Source organism: Paenibacillus terrae, from assembly GCF_000943545.1.
GTDB classification, from domain to species: domain Bacteria; phylum Bacillota; class Bacilli; order Paenibacillales; family Paenibacillaceae; genus Paenibacillus; species Paenibacillus terrae_A.
This window is the reverse complement of record NZ_JTHP01000082.1, coordinates 1-17491: the sequence shown is the minus strand read 5'-3', so window position 1 is coordinate 17491 and position 17491 is coordinate 1. Positions and strand designations below refer to the sequence as shown.

General features: G+C 42.5%; 16 protein-coding genes and 2 pseudogenes. 11 read left to right on the top strand and 7 right to left on the bottom strand.

Annotated features, from left to right (window positions below; genetic code table 11):
• Positions 1–4 precede the first annotated feature (4 nt).
• Complete coding sequence (locus QD47_RS26030; RefSeq protein ID WP_044648838.1) at positions 5–517, bottom strand: helix-turn-helix domain-containing protein; 513 nt, start codon at positions 515–517, stop codon at positions 5–7.
• A gap of 886 nt (positions 518–1403) precedes the next feature.
• Here QD47_RS26030 and QD47_RS26020 point away from each other — a divergent pair.
• The 4 genes from QD47_RS26020 (at position 1404) to QD47_RS34310 (ending at position 2883) form a co-directional block, all read left to right on the top strand.
• On the top strand, positions 1404–2000 hold the full coding sequence (locus tag QD47_RS26020; protein ID WP_044648836.1) for an RNA polymerase sigma factor: 597 nt from the start codon (positions 1404–1406) through the stop codon (positions 1998–2000).
• 5 nt (positions 2001–2005) lie between these two features.
• Positions 2006–2188, top strand: a complete 183-nt coding sequence (locus tag QD47_RS26015) for a YvrJ family protein (RefSeq protein ID WP_044648835.1) — start codon at positions 2006–2008, stop codon at positions 2186–2188.
• Entirely contained in the window at positions 2178–2465 is a 288-nt protein-coding gene (locus QD47_RS26010) for a helix-turn-helix domain-containing protein (RefSeq protein WP_044648834.1), read from the top strand. The genes QD47_RS26015 and QD47_RS26010 overlap by 11 nt, the downstream gene beginning before the upstream one ends.
• Before the next feature lie 211 nt (positions 2466–2676).
• Positions 2677–2883, top strand: coding sequence for an SIS domain-containing protein (locus tag QD47_RS34310; protein WP_412178003.1), 207 nt, complete (start codon positions 2677–2679; stop codon positions 2881–2883).
• 129 nt (positions 2884–3012) lie between these two features.
• On the opposite strand, the gene QD47_RS26005 is transcribed toward QD47_RS34310, so the two are convergent.
• Positions 3013–4443 carry a radical SAM/SPASM domain-containing protein gene (locus QD47_RS26005; RefSeq protein ID WP_044648833.1) on the bottom strand — a complete coding sequence of 477 codons (1431 nt, stop codon included), beginning with the start codon at positions 4441–4443 and terminating at the stop codon, positions 3013–3015.
• A 772-nt stretch (positions 4444–5215) separates the two neighbouring features.
• Between QD47_RS26005 and QD47_RS26000 the strand changes: the two genes are divergently transcribed.
• The gene (locus QD47_RS26000; protein ID WP_235332366.1) at positions 5216–5686 is read left to right on the top strand and encodes a hypothetical protein; all 471 of its coding nucleotides are present in this window, start codon (positions 5216–5218) and stop codon (positions 5684–5686) included.
• Between the two features lie 179 nt (positions 5687–5865).
• Positions 5866–6317, top strand: a pseudogene (locus tag QD47_RS25995) (NUDIX hydrolase).
• Positions 6318–6670: 353 nt separating this feature from the next.
• Here QD47_RS25995 and QD47_RS25990 read toward each other — a convergent pair.
• The 3 genes from QD47_RS25990 to QD47_RS25985 form a co-directional block, all read right to left on the bottom strand.
• On the bottom strand, positions 6671–7936 hold the full coding sequence (locus QD47_RS25990; RefSeq protein WP_044648832.1) for an IS110 family RNA-guided transposase: 1266 nt from the start codon (positions 7934–7936) through the stop codon (positions 6671–6673).
• 185 nt (positions 7937–8121) lie between these two features.
• The gene (locus QD47_RS31885) at positions 8122–8322 is read right to left on the bottom strand and encodes a hypothetical protein (protein ID WP_152643874.1); all 201 of its coding nucleotides are present in this window, start codon (positions 8320–8322) and stop codon (positions 8122–8124) included.
• Positions 8323–8455: 133 nt separating this feature from the next.
• Positions 8456–9016: an N-acetylmuramoyl-L-alanine amidase family protein gene (locus tag QD47_RS25985; protein ID WP_044648839.1), complete on the bottom strand. Its 561-nt coding sequence runs from the start codon at positions 9014–9016 to the stop codon at positions 8456–8458.
• A gap of 203 nt (positions 9017–9219) precedes the next feature.
• Here QD47_RS25985 and QD47_RS25980 point away from each other — a divergent pair, with 203 nt between their 5' ends.
• From QD47_RS25980 to QD47_RS25965, 4 genes are all read left to right on the top strand, one after another.
• On the top strand, positions 9220–9600 hold the full coding sequence (locus QD47_RS25980) for a hypothetical protein (protein ID WP_044648831.1): 381 nt from the start codon (positions 9220–9222) through the stop codon (positions 9598–9600).
• A 359-nt stretch (positions 9601–9959) separates the two neighbouring features.
• Positions 9960–11630, top strand: a complete 1671-nt coding sequence (locus tag QD47_RS25975) for a hypothetical protein (protein WP_044648830.1) — start codon at positions 9960–9962, stop codon at positions 11628–11630.
• A gap of 433 nt (positions 11631–12063) precedes the next feature.
• On the top strand, positions 12064–12432 hold the full coding sequence (locus QD47_RS25970) for a hypothetical protein (RefSeq protein WP_044648829.1): 369 nt from the start codon (positions 12064–12066) through the stop codon (positions 12430–12432).
• A gap of 679 nt (positions 12433–13111) precedes the next feature.
• Entirely contained in the window at positions 13112–14161 is a 1050-nt protein-coding gene (locus QD47_RS25965) for a cysteine peptidase family C39 domain-containing protein (RefSeq protein WP_044648828.1), read from the top strand.
• A gap of 64 nt (positions 14162–14225) precedes the next feature.
• Here the strand turns inward: QD47_RS25965 and QD47_RS33470 are convergent.
• Positions 14226–14990 (bottom strand): annotated as a pseudogene (locus QD47_RS33470) (ATP-binding cassette domain-containing protein).
• Between the two features lie 66 nt (positions 14991–15056).
• Complete coding sequence (locus tag QD47_RS32685; RefSeq protein ID WP_200893523.1) at positions 15057–15200, bottom strand: hypothetical protein; 144 nt, start codon at positions 15198–15200, stop codon at positions 15057–15059.
• A 773-nt stretch (positions 15201–15973) separates the two neighbouring features.
• Between QD47_RS32685 and QD47_RS25950 the strand changes: the two genes are divergently transcribed.
• Positions 15974–17094, top strand: a protein-coding gene (locus tag QD47_RS25950) for an IS3 family transposase (protein WP_152643873.1) whose coding sequence is annotated in 2 segments (ribosomal slippage) — positions 15974–16223 and positions 16223–17094 — 1122 coding nt in all. Because the reading frame shifts where the segments join, the coding sequence is not laid out codon by codon here.
• Positions 17095–17491 lie beyond the last annotated feature (397 nt).

Here is a 17491-nt window from a genome sequence, read left to right as displayed (position 1 = left end):
CCCGTCATGTATCTTTTTTTAAATTTGGAAACGTGACTTCCGAAAAAATTCGTTGCTTTTCTTCGTTCGCCGCTGCCAAGGTATAGGTTGGCTTGGTATAGCTTAGCCCTTGACGATGCATCATTTTAGAGATACCCCGAAGCGAATACGTCTGGCCAAACTCCCTTTTGATGAAGGCTGCAATGATCTCCAGTGTCCAATTGTGACGCGCGGTAAAGCCTACATTATGTGGAACGGAGTCCACGATCGTTTGTTTTAACTTTTCCAGTTGTTCTTTCGTTAATCGGACAGGTGCTCCTGGCGAATGATTCATTTGCAGTCCGGAAAGCCCACGTGTTTCATAAGCTTGAATGTACCCTTTTACGGTTTTGGGGCTTCGGTTAATGATATGAGCAATTTGCTCGACTTCTGTTCCTTGTAGATACAAATACAGCGTCTGATAGCGTTCAAACATCCGACGATCTTTTGCTTGCTTCATCGCGGTTTGGATCTCTTGAAATGAGGCTGAATGTTCCATGCGATTCACCTGCCTGTCTAAAGTTGTTACTTTATTACTTCGACATGCAGTAGCGAATTCCTTACCATAGTTTTCTAATCTTTAGTTCAACTTATATAGATCATCAGAAGATTTTTAATCTTTTGTTACTTAAAGCGAAGCAGCAAGGAATCACTTCACTAATAAATGGACACTAAAAAACATCATCTCGGTGTACTATAGAATGGTATGTTGCAATTGTAAAAGGACAGTAAAACACATAATTCCATTCCAACTTGGCTTAGGGAGTCTCAGAGATATTGATCCATTTGATGAGGCTACACTTCTATGGAAAAAGTTGTGGGACTTCAGTCCCGGACTTTTTGGGTTTTACTGGGAACCTAAGATGAAAAACAGTGATTACTCTATCACTATAAATTGGAGAGCTAGTAAACATGAAGAATCTATAACTTATAAATGTTTAATACAAAGGGAAAACAAACAGGGACCATTTAAGATGTATAAATACTTAGTACAAGGGTTAGACTAAAGGTACACCATAGAATTTTTCCCTTGATCAGACACGTCCTTGCAGGGCGTGTTTTTATTCATTTATGACTATTGCATGCAGCCATATTTTCAAATATTAGAAGAAGGGCCTCGATGCAGCTACTAAGTCCTCAAAATTGAACTTCAGGTTAAGTCACAATTAGAAAGAATAGCCCCAAATAAAAGTGTATATATTAACAAATTTGTTTCCTAACCGATGTTATGAGATGTTATAATTGAATATAGGAACGTATGATCCCCTCTTATCTGAGGGTGTTTTTTTCTGCAAAAATGGGAACATATATTCCTACATTGGTTGATTTTAACCATGTTCTTACACTTTATACATAAGGATGGGTAAGAAAGGGAGGGATAAGAATTGCTTTCTGAAACAGAAACTCAAAAAAATACACTTTTTAGTGATGCACCTAGGTCGTTTAAATCGGATCGTATTATCCAGAGCTTTTTTATGAACGAAGAGAATGTTCGACTTTACACTAATTCAAAGAATGGAATTAAAGAGAGTAAATATGAGCTTGAGGAAAGGTTCCAGAAACATTTTTTTCAGATTCGATTTATTACCTTTCTTGTTAATACGATAAAGTATTGCACTATTGATCAGCTTAGAAATCAACAAAAGCGAAACTCCCGATTTGCACTTATCTTTGATCAACCTCTTTCAGAAGAACAAGAAACTTCTACTTTAGGCGAAATGTTAGGCAATCATCAAGATGATTTTTTAGAAAACCTCATCACTGATCCAGCCACTTTTGAATCGTCTCTTCAAAACGAATCCTTAGCGCATGCTTTTTCAAAACTTACAGAGAAACAACGGCTTACCATTACACTTCGATATGCTCTTGGATATAAGGATAATGAAATTTCACGCATGTTAGGAGTCTCTGCACAAGCAGTAGGTAAGACGAAAAACGCAGCTCTAAAGAAACTGAAGGTTCTGATGATGGAGGGAGGGTGAACCAATTGAGTAATACACAAACTCTATCCAATATTTTAACTGCTATCAGCCAGGTTGGATTTCCTATTGTTGTTGCTGGTTATCTACTTGTTCGATTCGAGAAAAAAATTGATGTGCTGTCCGCAAATATTTCTCGATTAGTGGATGTTATTAAACAAGAAGAGAGTGATAATTCAGATGGAAAATGAAATGTTTGATTTGGTATCACTTGCTCAAAATGGTGATAAAGAGGCACTCGCTATGGTCATTTCTTTTTTTCTACCTAATCTTAGACAAGCACGATCAAAAGTTAAGCCGGATAGTAAGGACGATATAGAACAATCCATTGTTGAAATATTAATTAAAAAAGTCCTTACTTATGACCTTAAAAATGTTCCGGATTTCACAAACTTTTGTGCGCAGTTTGGAGAACTACAAAAAACACAAATTGTAGACACTGACTTCGTAAATAATGTAAAAGGGTAGCCATAAGGCTGCCCTTTTACATTTACAAGTTATGTTTGAATGAGGCTTACTAATTTTTTATTACTCATCGTTTTGTATATATCAGGTTTCAATTAGGATATCATGAATTTTATACGACTTAATAGACATGAACAGCATTACTTTTTACTGAAAAATGCACCTGCCCCAAAAGTGCATAAAATGATCGTTTTTTGCTAGTCGACAAAATATATTGATTTCATGCGAGACAGCCTTGGCGATTAACAGCTCTCTTATAACGGAAGAGGATTTGGTAATATTCACTTCGTTCAGCGGCGAAACCAAAATGATAAAAGGTGTCGTTCGAGCGTCAAAAATAAAAAACGTAATGATCGCAGCCATTACGAAATTCGGAAGTAATTTTTTGGTTGAGCATAACCGACTATGCATTCTTTTTTGAAGCAACACCGTTGCCAAATTATCAAAAGAAAGTCGTTCATTCGTTGATTGGGGTTTGTTCTCTTTGATGAATAATAGAATAGGACCCTTAATACATCAGAATGAGTGATGAATCAAGGGTCCTTAGATTCTAGGCCAATCTGCTGCCCACAGGGGCCCGGGGACAACGGGGATCTGGAGCGTAGTGCTGATCATATCCATAAGCTTTAAGAGCTTCCCTGACACATCTTCCGAGACCTTCATGACACCGCTGGAAATCGGAGCAATCATGGCAAGGTCCGTTGGAAACGGCAGCCTGCTGCGGGTAGGCCAGTTCCAGGGCTTTTGGCGAATTCCACACTTCCAGCAAAGTCTGTTTCGTTAAATCGCCGATAATGAAGTGTTTGTGATTGTATAGCTCCTCGCAGATGGTTACTTTACCGTCTGGCAACACAACAACACCGCGCCGGTTAGCCGTACAATAAGCTCTTTCCCAAAAGTTTTTCTTCCTTAACGATTCATCTCCAGCATAGGGATTATCATTGGCGCCGCTGAAATTAACTTTGTCCGGAAATTCCTTTTGGATCTTACTGAATTCTTCTTCGAAAATCTTTATATCCTCCGGGGAACAAAATAGACTATCGTCGTGGCGATATAATGAACGTCCGTAGCAAGTAAAGTTGCTCCTCAGTACATAAGGCTTCTTCGTCAAATACCACGCCAAGGATACGGCATCCTTGATGTTAATCGGAGTTAGCACCGTGTTGGTCCGAACCTTTATTCCCGCCTCACCTAAGTAATCGAGGGTTTGTAGTATTTTCTCCCCATAACCGGTAAGACCCATAAGACGGTCAATGATGTCCGGGTTAAGAGCGTCAATACTAACCTGGATGGTGGATAGCCCGGTTGCCGCCAGCCGCTGGGCCATACCTCTGGATAAGGGATACTTAGTGGGTATATTGAGATACAGACCTGCAGACAGAGTGCTTTCAATGAAATCATATGCATCCTCCCGGCAAAAAAAATCGCCCCCCGAGAACTCGACGGTTTCTATACCGCAATCACGGGCCTCTTTCAACAGGCGGCGGTACAGATTTAAATCCAATTCCTGTTTTCCTCTAAAACCCTCACGATTAGCATAGCAATACCTGCAATTGGTCACACAACGCATGGTAGGGAGTACCAGCAAGGTGTAGGGCATTTTGCACCGGGTATCATCCATATTAATCATTTCTTCCGGAACAATAAAAGTCTTGGGATCGTAAATCCGTACCTGTTCCGGGTTGTTGTCGGAAACTTCTATAATCAATGTTTCAATGGTCTGTTCATCATTTACCCGAATACCCAACAGGGTATCCACTTGCCGAGACGCAGCTTCAATATCCAGATCGAAGATATAGGCCACCGCTTCACATACGGCAGTCAGGTCCCGTTTCCCGTCAAATAAGGAGAGGATTACAGCCTGCTGCGGGTAGAGAAATTTAAACACTTCCTTCGGGCTATCCCCCGGATTGGCGGTAAACAAGATTGACCTCCCCCCGTCAGGCCGCAGCTTCACCTCAGGGCTTAGTAGAAGTCCCATAATTAAAACCCCCCTATCATTTAATTGCTCCTCCAGTGGAGCATCCTGGATAACATGATGTGCAGCGCGTTGAACATCCCAACGTACATCTTGCGATATCCTCCTCATCCTCCGTTACAGCATAATTGATAAGTTCTCTTAACAGCTCACGCTTCGAGAGACCTGTTTCGGAAAGAAGGGTCCTGATTTCCTTTAACATACTCATTAGGTGTCACCTCATCCTCTATGATTTGAAGTCTATAACCTGTGAATCACCTTGCCGTAGGCCCATTATTGCAGCTTGAATTACAATTGATACACCCTGCTTCACACTGCCCGCACATGGCCCTATTGTCCATAGCAGCATCAATCAGCTCTTTTAGAAGCTGACGCTTGGAGAGACCGCATTGGCACAGAAGTTCCTTGAGTTCCTGTAATTCTCTCATCACTATCACCTCATAATTAGCTATATTGTATATTTTTTCACATGAATTGGTATTTCATACCTTTTTCTGAAAAATGGTTCTTTCTTAATTTAAAAAGTGGTTGGATTACTTGGTAAATGAGGTAGCCCTTGAATGAACTCATCCTATTGCTGAAGTGACTTGTAGTAGGGTAGTTCATGAGGGGCGCTTTTTTTCATTGAAGTAACGGGCAGTTTAGTCAACAAGTAATCTTAATTTCGAAAATACATATTAAACAGTATTTTACTAATCTCATGAATTTGATTTGTAACAAATTCACTTCTTCTATCGTTGAATAATTAGGGTCGAATAAAGATAGGAGGGTTTATTTGAAGAATACTGTCTTGTTATTCGTTATGGCACTAACACTTATATGTATAGTTGGTTGCATGGATCTTCAGCCAAAAAACACAGACCTTGAGGAAGGGAAACCACCAAAGGTTCAAATTCAGATTGATAAACGAATGTACAAAACAAAACTTGGCACATATTGCTGGACAACATCTTGTGTGGATTCAGCTGGTCCAGTTGAACTTTTAAAAGGAAAAGAACCGATTCCAGTAAAGCCTGGTGATGCTGTAAAATTCCTTATGAATTATGAGCCCCAACCGAATAAATTTCATGTCGACCAATTCTATGAAGGAAGACTTACAGAAGTTTTATTGAAAGAAAATAGTTTTAAAGTTCCTACAGAAAAAGGGACATATTTTTATTCATACGGGGTATGGTGGATGGATGAAGATATAGAGAACCAATCTCGTGGCGATGCGTTTTATCATTTTGCCTTAAAGGTCACATAGAGATTAAGTTAACTAATGCTACACGATGGTATCATAAGAACTTTCTGCCGTAATATCGGCTGCCTGTTGAGCTAACGGGCAGGATAACGCAATAACTTCAGTTAGGAATAGACAGGAACTTAAACATTCAACTACGAAATAATAATACGAATCATACCACTTTCAGAGGAGCAATCATCTTGGGTTATATTATGGAATTAAGACGGCTAATAGGCACACACCCCATAATCATGGCCGGTGCATGTGTGTTATTAACCGACGATAAGAATCGTTTATTATTACGACAATGGTTTGTTGGGGGTTACCTGGCGGCTCATTAGAACTAGGAGAGAGCCTCCCAGATGTAGCTAAGAGAGAACTATTTGAGGAGACAGGTTTAACCGCGAACTCATTAACATTGTTTGATGTGTTTTCAGGCAACGAGTTTTATTACAGATATCCTCATGGTGACGAAGTGTATAATGTTGTGACCGCTTATCTATGTAATGATTATATCGGCACATTAGAAAAGGATGGAGAAGAAGTGATGGAATTACGCTTTTTTGATTCTAAGGAAATTCCATCTGAAATCAGTCCACCCGATTTGCCAATCATCAAGCAATACCTATTAAACTCCCTCAATATGATTTAGTTTTCTCACTCAGGCTCATGAATTCGCAGGATTTCACCCTTAGCTAAGTGTGAGGTAAGAAGGAAACAGAGAAGGCGGTGGCTTGGAGCAACTGTAAGGGCATGCAAGAATAAAGGTGAGAGTATATCACCCAATTTGTTCCATATCCTGCACGTCTCCATGTCGCCCCTAGCGATTTTCACTCCCATGTCTCAACGGGTCTCATGCCCTTTTATTCCTTCGTCACATCTAACTAAGGGGTGGAGGTCGGTTTTTCTAACGGAACGGGTCCGAGCCCTTTTGCATAATGCCTCCCGATACTCCGTGCTTCTTGTCCATCCTGCGAATGCATCAACTGGCGAAAAATAACCTGTTTAAGCGGATTGCGGAAATACTTTAACTGAACTGTAAGCTTCGCTGCTCTTAGCCAGGCCAACAAGCATTCGGGCCACTTTACCACATAATTTCATAATGGATTTCATTTTCTTGAGCTTTTTCACGTCTACATTGTAGTGGTGCAGGGCTCTAACATCCGGATTGGTCATGACCATACACATTGTCATGAGGTAGATAAAGCGCCTTAGTCGCGGTCGACCGCGCTTACTTAGCACCATTTTCCCACGCCATTTCCCGGAACTAGCCTCAGCCAGATTTAGACCCGCATGACGAAGCAAGGCATTTCCGTGTGCATAACCACTAAGATCACCAGCTTCTCCTAACACACCGGCTAGACTGGTTACATTTACACCCCGAATGGTGAGTAACTTTTGGGCATAGGGAATGCGTTCTAATACGAGATGTACTTCATGTGCAATCTGCTCAAGCTGGCGCTGAGCCAAATCATATTCTTCGAGAAGTTGATCCAAGTGAATTTTGTAGGCGTGTAGCGCCTTTGTTGCACCTACGCTGCGTTTAGCAAATGTAATAAGCTGCTCAGCCCGCTGCAAACCCGCATGACGCTTCACATATTGCTTCCAGCCAGCAATGACTTGCTCTGTCGTTAATCGGCTAATTTCCTTCGGGAGAGGAAACAGCCTTAACGTGGCAATGGCACTGGTACAAGTGAGGATTTTAAAGACATGCCGAAGTTCTGGGAAAACAATATCTACCCAGCGATGAATCTGGTTAACAGCGCTGTTAAGCCGTTTAGTAACCGTGTCACGATTGGCCATGAGAATCCGCAGCTCCTCGTAGGCTTCCGGGTTGAATCTTACGGGGGAATAGTAGCCGTTCTTGACCATATCCGCGATGACGAGCGCGTCTTTGCGGTCGCTCTTTGACGGGGTATTGTCTCGGTTTTCTTTATTCTTTTTGACAAGGTGGGGATTTACGAGGACGGCTTCAATTCCACGAGAAGAGAGCCAGCGAGCCAAGCTCAGCCAGTAGTGGCCGGTCGGTTCCATACCAACAATGATTTTGCTCAGCTTGTAAGACTGGAGCAGATCTTGAATCCAACGACCGAATAGTTGAAAGCCCTCGTCATAACTACCAAACTCTAACGGCGATCCCAAAGCAATTCCTCGAAAGCTGACCGCACGAGCGACGTGAGACTCCTGAGCAATATCTACGCCGACTACCAAATGTAATGAGGAAATGTTTTCAATGAGTTGATTTTGCTTCTCCTGAGCCTTAAACTTCATGGTAGAGCGACCTCCTGGATGATGAGCTTTTTGAGGCAATGACCTCGTGTGCAACCCCATCGTACCGAGGCGCTCGTTTTTGTGCAAAGGCCAAATTATTCATTCTACAGGAATTCTAACGGGATACGATAGTTGAATAATCGACCAGGAAGAAGCTGCCGGTGCTGATCGGCAGCTTCATTACGCTAACGGGCAGTATAGTCTAAGCTTACTGTCGTAATGCCGAAAGACACTGTCATTTGATTTAGGGATTCCGACAGAATATCAGCAAACAACTCTACTTTTTCTTGAGTCACCTTGAAAATAATTTTTCCATTCATTGGCGACAGTCCAAGCAAAGACATTTTTCCTTTTAAAACAACTTCCCCATTTTGTTTTTCAATCACAGCGGATTCAACGCCGATCGGACGAGATACGCGAAACGCTCAGGCCATCGCCCGGCAAACCCAAGATGGCCCTAGTCGTCCATTTGTCTGCTTCTGGAAGCACACGAACAGCCCGGCACACACTACGAATTATTTAGCCTCTTTGTAATAACTCAAGAACTTTTTTTATAGCGTGAGCATGAGCTTGACATAGTCCATCAATAAATGTTTCATCTTTTAACAAAACAGAATCATTAGGGTCATCAATAAATAAATTTTCAGTTAGTATGTTTGCCATAATTGTTTCCCGTAAGACCTGTAAATCTTTTTTCTTTTTTCCTCTATCAGTTACATTTGCGGTACTAAGAAATATCATCATTTCATCATGAAAAACCGTTTGATATTTTTCGCCAAATTCAATGTCTGGATACTCAGGGTGGATATAATCCTCGTAACCAGAGCCTCCACCAGAATTAATATGGACGGAAATAAAAAAATTAGGGAAACCTGCATTTGCAATATTTGCACGATCTTCTAAAGAGACAAAAGTATCGTCGGTTCTAGTTTGGTGAATATCCACTTCAGGTAGAATCGATTTTAAATGATTTTCAATACCTAAAGAGATTTTTAGAGTTAAATCTTTTTCCACTAACCCATTTGCTGATGCTCCAGGATCATGTCCACCATGACCTGCATCTATAACAACTTTTTCCAATTGGGATCTCCTCCTCATAATTAAGATGTGTACAAACAAACAAAACTTGCATAAGTTTCTGAGACTTCAGGTTTCCGTTACCTATTAGCAGCATGACCAAAAGATTCAAGTTAAATACTTTATTTGGGAAGTGACGCACAGGCCGAAGGATCGCTGGTGCGGACCTCGGCTGTGTGAGCCGTAATTGATATGGATTATCCACTATGAGGATATATGGCACGGAGCTCGAGATCGAGAAGTTACGGGACGAGCTGGAGCTCGTTGTGCTCCCGTCGGAGATGGTCGTGCCGCTCTTCGCAGATTCCGGGCTGCTGCCGATGCACGTGTCCTGGCAATTCGAAGGCGATGCCGCTCGGCTCGCCGCGCTTGCACCAGCGATGGAGAGCATCGTCGCGGAGCGAAAATTCATCCCCAGTTTCGAAGCTTACAAGAACGGTAAGCTGTGGTGGACATGGGACGCAGTGGCGCTGGACGCGAAATCGCGCCGAACGCTGCTTGCCCTCGAGGCCGGCGGCCGATTTGTCGGACGGGACGATAATAAACCACTTGATGAACTACTGAATAGGTGTCGTTCCCTTGATTGAAGTATATTCGATTCACTATAGAGTGACAAATTAGGCGGGGGTAAAACTGCTGCTGACACCAGGCAGCTAACTATGCTTATCATTAATATATGACGTTAACGAGGCTTTGAATAATTCTCTTATGAGGTGATTACGACTTGCCATAAGGACGCTGACTGCTCGGCGTCTTTTTTGTTTAGGAAATTATGATTCTCGTCGACTTGTGATAAGGTGTGCAATTAATTGGAGTAAGTCATCGTCACCAGCAGGGGTAATTTTTCATAGCGATTTTATATTGACCATGATGTATAATTTTTTACTTAAAATGTATTTTTTTTCGAGATGAAGGGATTATATGATTGAAAAGGAGGAGGCTGGCTATGAGCACTCAACGGTTAGACCAAATAATACAAATTCAAGATGGAAAACTAACGCTTACTGTAGATATATTTCAGAACAAAGCACTCCAAACACTGATTAACACGTTCAATAATAAGCAGCCTTTGGTGATTGAAGAAGCGGAGATCGTTTCGCCGGAAGGAAACAAAGTTACCGTTAAGGGGAAACTTTCCTTTATGGGTGCATCTGGAGAGGTAACTGCTGACTTCGAGAAGAGTGGGAGAGGAACTGTCGCTTTTAACCTTCGTTACATCTCAGCGACGACGAAGGTATCACTTCCAAGCTTAATAATCAAGTCGGCCCTAGCGGTTAAAATCATTCCGGATCTTCCCATCGAGGAGATCACAGTCCGAAGCGATGAACTGCAGCAATTAACGATGGAAGCACGTATAACGACACCGTGGAATTTGGAGATTGGTTCAGTACCGCTTACTGTTAATGAGATACAATTTAAATTGACAAGTAAGGGAGAGCAATCGTTTGAAGCCACGTTGAAAGGGCAAATCGACATTGCGAATAGCACGAAAGAGTTTGTATATACGATGCCTGGCCAGCTTGACGTATCATTCGATTTTCCGGAAATCGATTTAAGCCGGTTGATCGAGGCGATCGCTAGTGGAATTCAACTTCCATGGCCGTCTGGCTTCTCGCTTTCGCTGCCACCATCGAAGGGACATATCAAGTTGATCAACGACAGTCCTTCATTACATGTCACCACTAATATAGCGGGAGTAGGCGAATTCCTCCTGTCTGTGTTTAAAGTTGAGCAAGAGTGGGCTGTATCTGTACTGATCGATCTTGAAACCCCTCGATTATCATCAATCCCAGGTCTCCAGTCGCTTGCGCCGATTGATTCGTTTGCAGATTTGTCAGGTTTGATTCTCTATAATGGCTCAAAAGAAATTAAGCTGGAAGCACTTCAAACGATAATCCAAGGCATTCTTCCATCGACTAAGCTGCCAGATCGTGAGCAAGTGCTGGATAAAGGGTTATCGATTCTGACAGGACCTTCCGCGATACGAGACCCGATATTTCGTTTGTTGACGGAGTTTCTGCAGTTAGATACGAATGAAGCGGGGTTCACGGTATCTGTGAGTATGCCAGACCCTACAACCAATTCATCCATTTACCTTCCTTTCCGCCGTGTGGAAATTCAGGCAGGCACAGCTATTGATGGTCGTCTAGGCGGATTATTGCGCGGGGGAATCGTCCAGGCCTTTCTTGCCGGTAGCGTCCATACCGAGATACAGAAGCAGCCTGTAGAAATCACTGTTGAAGGTACTGCGTTTCCAAACGGTTTTCTCATCTCCGGGGCCTATTTGGGCACGATCCATTTTGACCCATTGCCTATTCAGTTAAGCAATTTGGCCTTAATGATCGGGCTAAGCGCGCAAGGCATTCCGAGTTTTGGTTTTGCTGGAACGATTGATATTGAGGGATGGGAGAGCTCAATTGCGCTCTTCATTAATTCAGCACAGCCGACTCAGTGTATGATTGCGGGATCTGTAAGCAGCCTGACACTCAATGATGTTGTTCGATTGATCATGGGGCAACCGCTCCCAGATGGACTCGGGCAAATGCTGGGTAGCATTGGTTTAAGTGGAATCCAAGCGTTGCCTTTCGAATGCCTCAGAGAATCGACGCACATGTAGGTTGTTCCGTAGTTATGATAACAATACAATGAATAAAGAAAACTACGAGGCTATCGATCGGATAAATCATTTACTTTCTAGTAGAAACATTCAGGAAGTAACAATAGTAGAGTCCTTTATTAATAATCTTTTTAGAACAATCGAAAGTCTAAAGAATGCATGATATTATTTTACATAAAATAATCATGCTTTTTTGTTTTTTCTAAATGGAGGGCTTTTGTAGTATAATAATAAAAAGACGCATTGCAAAGATAGTTAAAGTATACAAGAATAACATTGACTTAAATGGTACGCTTGCAGATGCCATCAGTAATTTGCGATTGATATCGGATTCGTTAAAACCGAACTATAACAAGCACTCAAAAAAGAACCTTGAAATTCCGCAACTACATAAATCGTTCGTATAAACAAAACGTCACAAGGAGAAAAATTAATGAGCAGAATCACAAAAGACGAACTAGTTCTATTCATCTCTGATTTGGAGAAATACGAGGACATAGCCCTATTATTATGTACATTTCTTGGAATTACAAGAGAAGAACTTTCAACGCTGACTGTTAACTCAGTGCTTAAAGACGATCTATTCCTGTATGATAGAGATAAAACAAGAGTCTTTAATTATAACGACACTTCAGAACATCAACTTTTGAGGTCTTTGCTAGCAAGGATGAACGAAGAAGAAATTCGTAACATCTCAAGAAATATGGACGAACGTTTTGTACGGCTTGGTGAACTTATAAATATGAAAAACATGACGTTTGACTATATAAGAGCAAGCGGAAAAGAAGCTGGAACCTTTTAGTAGTTATACAATTTGATCTACTGGAAAACTTACAAGTATACCTTAGAAACTATCCTTTCTGTGCGACACTGTACATCGACATAAAGTTGCCTGCTTGACTGGAAAAGTAAGATGAAATTGTCTCATTCCCTATAAAAAAAAGAACTTAAGAGAAATACGATCAAATTGTAAAAGTAGGGAACTTTGTGTCACTGGAAAACAACACGAGAAGAGGAAATGGCTACTTCTCTAGCCAGTATTATGATTCAACAAAAGTCCAGTTTTGGTGACTCCTGTGTAGAACATCACTTAATAAAGTAATTACATAGATGCGACTTTCTGCATATTTTACTATAAAAAAGAGGGAATGAATAGAAGACAAAGTAGTTTAAGTCTATTTTACTAAGAAAATGTATGTTCACAAAATTAAATCTTTGTGCATAAACATTTAAATATAAAATTATGTATTTTAATTGCTTTCACACAGGAACTGTCGCACTTGGCTTGACAATCCGTCTTATGTTAAAAAACAGAAAGCTAACGGGAAAGTGCTATCCTATCTATTCAAGTTGGGTCTCTTGAAAGATCTAAATATTTGCTTTTATTACAAGTAAATATTAAAATTTAAATAAATAGGCATCGCTCTTCTATTTTGAAATATATGGATATAAGAATTTTTTTCGTGAAAGGAGCTCTAATAATGAAAACATTACCTCTTTGCGATCCTCTGATTTCGAACTATCCTCAACATGCCTTCTACCTATCAATTATTTCTGACAATAAGGATTGCCAACCGTGGATTTATTCTAACTATACGAATCTGTTTTTGTCTAACTGGAAAAACGATGAGATTTTTCTGGATTTTTATGTGCAAACACCCGAACACCACTTTAATCCCTGGTTTAAGGATTCACAACGGCTGCACCGTGATCTCATTCTGGGCTCTATTCCGAATCTAGTGTCGTTCATTAGGAGTCAGATCGACGCGGGGTACTACGTTTGGACGCACGTTGATGAATACTTTATCCCCGATACGCCTTCCTATCATACCCGGCGGTTCGCTCATGCGGTTCTTATCTACGGATACGACGACTCAACTCGGGAGTTCCAGCTTGCCGGATTTTTCAAGTACCGTAGCTATTCTCGAACAACCGTCCCATACGACGACTTGAAGACGGCGTTCGAGCATTGCGATATCTATGATGATTATCTTAACTATACTCATTTGCTAAAGATCAACCCGGAGTACCACAACAACAAAATCTATGAATTCGATCTCTCGTACTTTGCAGAATGCATGGAAAACTATTATACCTCTATTAATGAGACTGAAAATTATAAAAGCTTCTACACGCCAAAGCTGTACTCGGATCGGACCTTTGGTCTGGATATTTATAACAAATTAACAATGTATTTCGAGTTGATGCTTTCCAAGCAGCGAACTATTGATACACGTTTGCTGTATACGCTTAGAGAACATAAAAAATTCATGAATCTGAAAATTAAATATATTGAACAAGAAGGACACTATCGTTTCCCCGCAGTTTTTAAGGATAACTATACCCGAGTTGAAAAAGAAACAACGATTATGCTTAACCAGTTTTTGAAATACGGGATAACCCAATGCGAGGATAATATTATCAAATTGATTGGCAGGCTAGGTTTCCTGTATCAACTAGAAAATGAAACGCTTGAACTGCTGCTGAGTGATTTCAGCAAGCAGGGCATCACAGGGGTAAGACTTCGTTAAGCCGGAGCTGATGGCTCATCCTGGCGTGAACTCAGGAGGAGGTTCGTTTGGTGGCCTTCTCTGTTCAACTCCTGGCTTGGTATAGCGCCCCTCGATTCATAAGTTGATCGTGAGTTCCAGATTCAACCATCTCCCCGTTATGCATGACCAAAGTCAAATCCGAATTCTGTATAGTTGACAGGCGATGGGCAATGACAATCGTTGTTTTTCCTTTACGATAACGGTCAACTGCTTGCTGCAGCTGCCTCTCTGTTGTCATGTCCAGCGCAGAGTTAGCTTCATCTAGAATCAGGATTTCTCTGTTCTGAATTAAGGCTCTGGCTATGGAGAGCCGCTGACGTTGACCTCCCGACAGTGTCACCCCTCGAATCATCAATGGCTGTATCGTATCCGTCCGGCAGACCCATAATATATTCATCGATTTGCGCCGCCTTGCAGGCCGCTCTCATTGTGTTTGTATTGTTCTACTCATCTAATCCCATTAGTAGGTTGTTCCGGATGGTATCCGGAAAAAATATGGTTCCTGGAACACGATTCCGATGCTCTGTGTCCAATCAACTCGGCGCACCCGTTGGAGCGGACTATCATTCACCAGTATGCTGCCGTCTTTCGGTTCGAAATTACGAATCAGCAGTTGAGCAATGCTCGATTTTCCAGAACCACTGGTACCTACAATGCCAATTTTAAGTCCCATGGGAAACTCAAAACTTAGATTTTTAAGTACGGCGCTGCCCCCTGGCTCGTAGCTAAAATCAATATTGTTGAAAGAAATTCTCTGCAACGGAGTCGGAACCGGCTCGTTTCCTTCGTCGCTCTGCTCCCCTTCCATCACATTGCGTAGCTTTTCCAAGCTGGCAATGGCACAGGACTTTTCCCATGCCGTTTCGGATTCCATTTATGTTTCCTGTCTTGTCTTTGAGCTTAACTTAATGACATTGCCGTTTGCCCTCACCGTTTCCCATGCCATTTCCAGGTTTGTTCGGTGATACACCTTGTCGATTAATGAATGAACCTTTCGTCCTGTGCCTTCTGCTTCCATGCGCTTCGTATCCTCCGCCTGCAAGTTTTGGGTCTTTCACTTAGGGAATATTCCTCCCTTGCCGCTTACTCGCGAAACTCATATCAGTTCCGGTCTCCATAAAGCGAGCTTCTGGTTCACCTTTTGGGTGAACTGAAGCCAGTCACACCGAGGTGACCGATCCGGACGTTTCTGTTGTTCGTCCGTTCGTAAGTAGTATCCGGCTCTCCGACTTCTCGCCGTGCGTCCGGTATACACTTCGGGGTTTCCTTATAGCATCTGTTACTGAAACTGCCGCGTATTCTTAGAAGCGTTAGACGCGGCGCGACCGCTTCGACTTTGTTTGCCCCACTCGTCCTGCAAGTGCATTCGTTTCAGACACGACGTGATCTCCGTGGGTCACAACGTCATCTTCCGTACCATGCCGCCCTCACACATCTTGGTGCGATGGGTGGACTAGAACGCCTTCGTCTCCATAGTGCAGACTCGACCTTGCCCCATCTTTGGCCGACCGGTTCGCGAGTTCGAGTAGCCTCGTTTCACTACGGCCTGGTACTTCTCCTCAAGCCCTTCAGACTCTGCATCGCGGCAGACGCCCTGCCCTCCAGTAAAAAAAATTACTGTCCCCCGAGGCGTTACCCCCGAGTTTGGATATGAGCCCCTAGTCCGGTGCTCAGTGGGACTTTAACCCACCTGATGAACGTGCTGCCACGCTGGATCGGCTACACTCAGTTGGACAACAAAAATAAGGGCTAGTAGAATAAACCTAACATTCTAAGGAGCGGATCTCTACAATGCCTAAAAACCAACGACGCACGTTTACAACCGAATTCAAGAAGCAAATGGTGCAGCTCTATGAAAATGGAAAAACCAGAGCAGCGATTGTGGAGGAATATGACCTCACAGCTTCAGCTTTAGACCGCTGGATCAAGCAAGCTCAGACAACGGGTTCCTTTAAGGAGAAGGACAATCGCTCTGCGGAAGAAAATGAGCTTATTATTTTACGCAAAGAGATTCAACGTCTGAAAATGGAGGTGGATATTTTAAAGCAAGCCGCGCTGATCATGGGACGAAAGTAGCTATCATCCAGAATAATCGTGATAAATACTCGGTATCAGCAATGTGCGACGTCCTGCAAATCGCAAGAAGTACATTTTATTACGACGCCCAAGAACGAGCCACTGAAGATGATGTCACTGAAGCAATTGTGGATATCTTTCTCAAGAACCGAAAAGCCTACGGCACACGCAAGATCAAAGTGAAGCTCCACGAGCGCGGGTTCATCGTCTCCAGACGCCGCATTGGCCGCATCATGAAAGAGCAAGGGCTCGTTTCCACCTACACGGTGGCACAATATAAGCCCCATAAAACGGCATGTAACGAAGCAACGACGGCGAATGTTTTGAAGCGGGAGTTTGAGCAAACGGAAGTTAAACGCTTCGTCGTCAGTGATTTGACGTATGTGAAAGTCCAGAATCGATGGCATTACATTTGTGTACTGGTGGATCTGTTTAATCGAGAAATCATTGGTCATAGTGCAGGCCCGAACAAGGACGCTGCTCTGATTTCCCGTGCCTTCGCGACCGTTAAGGGTGATCTACGTCAGATTCAATGGTTTCATACCGACCGTGGCAGCGAGTTCAAAAATCAAAAGATGGACGAGCTTCTGGAGACATTTGAAATCGGTCGATCGCTAAGTATGAAAGGCTGTCCGTACGACAACGCTGTGGCTGAAGCCACCTACAAGATCATGAAAACAGAGTTTGTGAACCAGATGAACTTCCAGAGCCTTCATCACTTAGAACTCGAACTATACGATTACGTCAACGGGTTCAACAAGCATCGCATCCATGGAACCTTAGACTATATGACGCCTGTTCAGTATCGCCAAGAAGTACTTAAAAAAGTTGTCTGATTTACTGTTGACAATCCACGCACGCACTATGGCTTCTGCTGACTTCTCACCACAAGCTTTACTCCGTCTTTCGGATTTTTTTCCTACTCGACGTCAGTGAGACCTCCTCGGGTAAGAGCGATAACCTTCCCCTCATCCATCTGCCACATTTACATGATAAGATTCGGGCAGTATTGGACTTTATTTTGTCAAACAAGCTCGTACGTCTCACCATGCCTCCTATGTGATTTCGGTTCGTCAGACCGAGGATTTGCCTCCGGCTTCCTTCAGATTCGGCCTCGAGACCGACACCCTTGCCTTTGGCTAACAGTTCCTACTGCCAAGCCTGTAGCGGACTTTCACCACCGAGTTATCACCCATGCCAGGCGCACCTAAAACAAAACAACCCCAACTACAA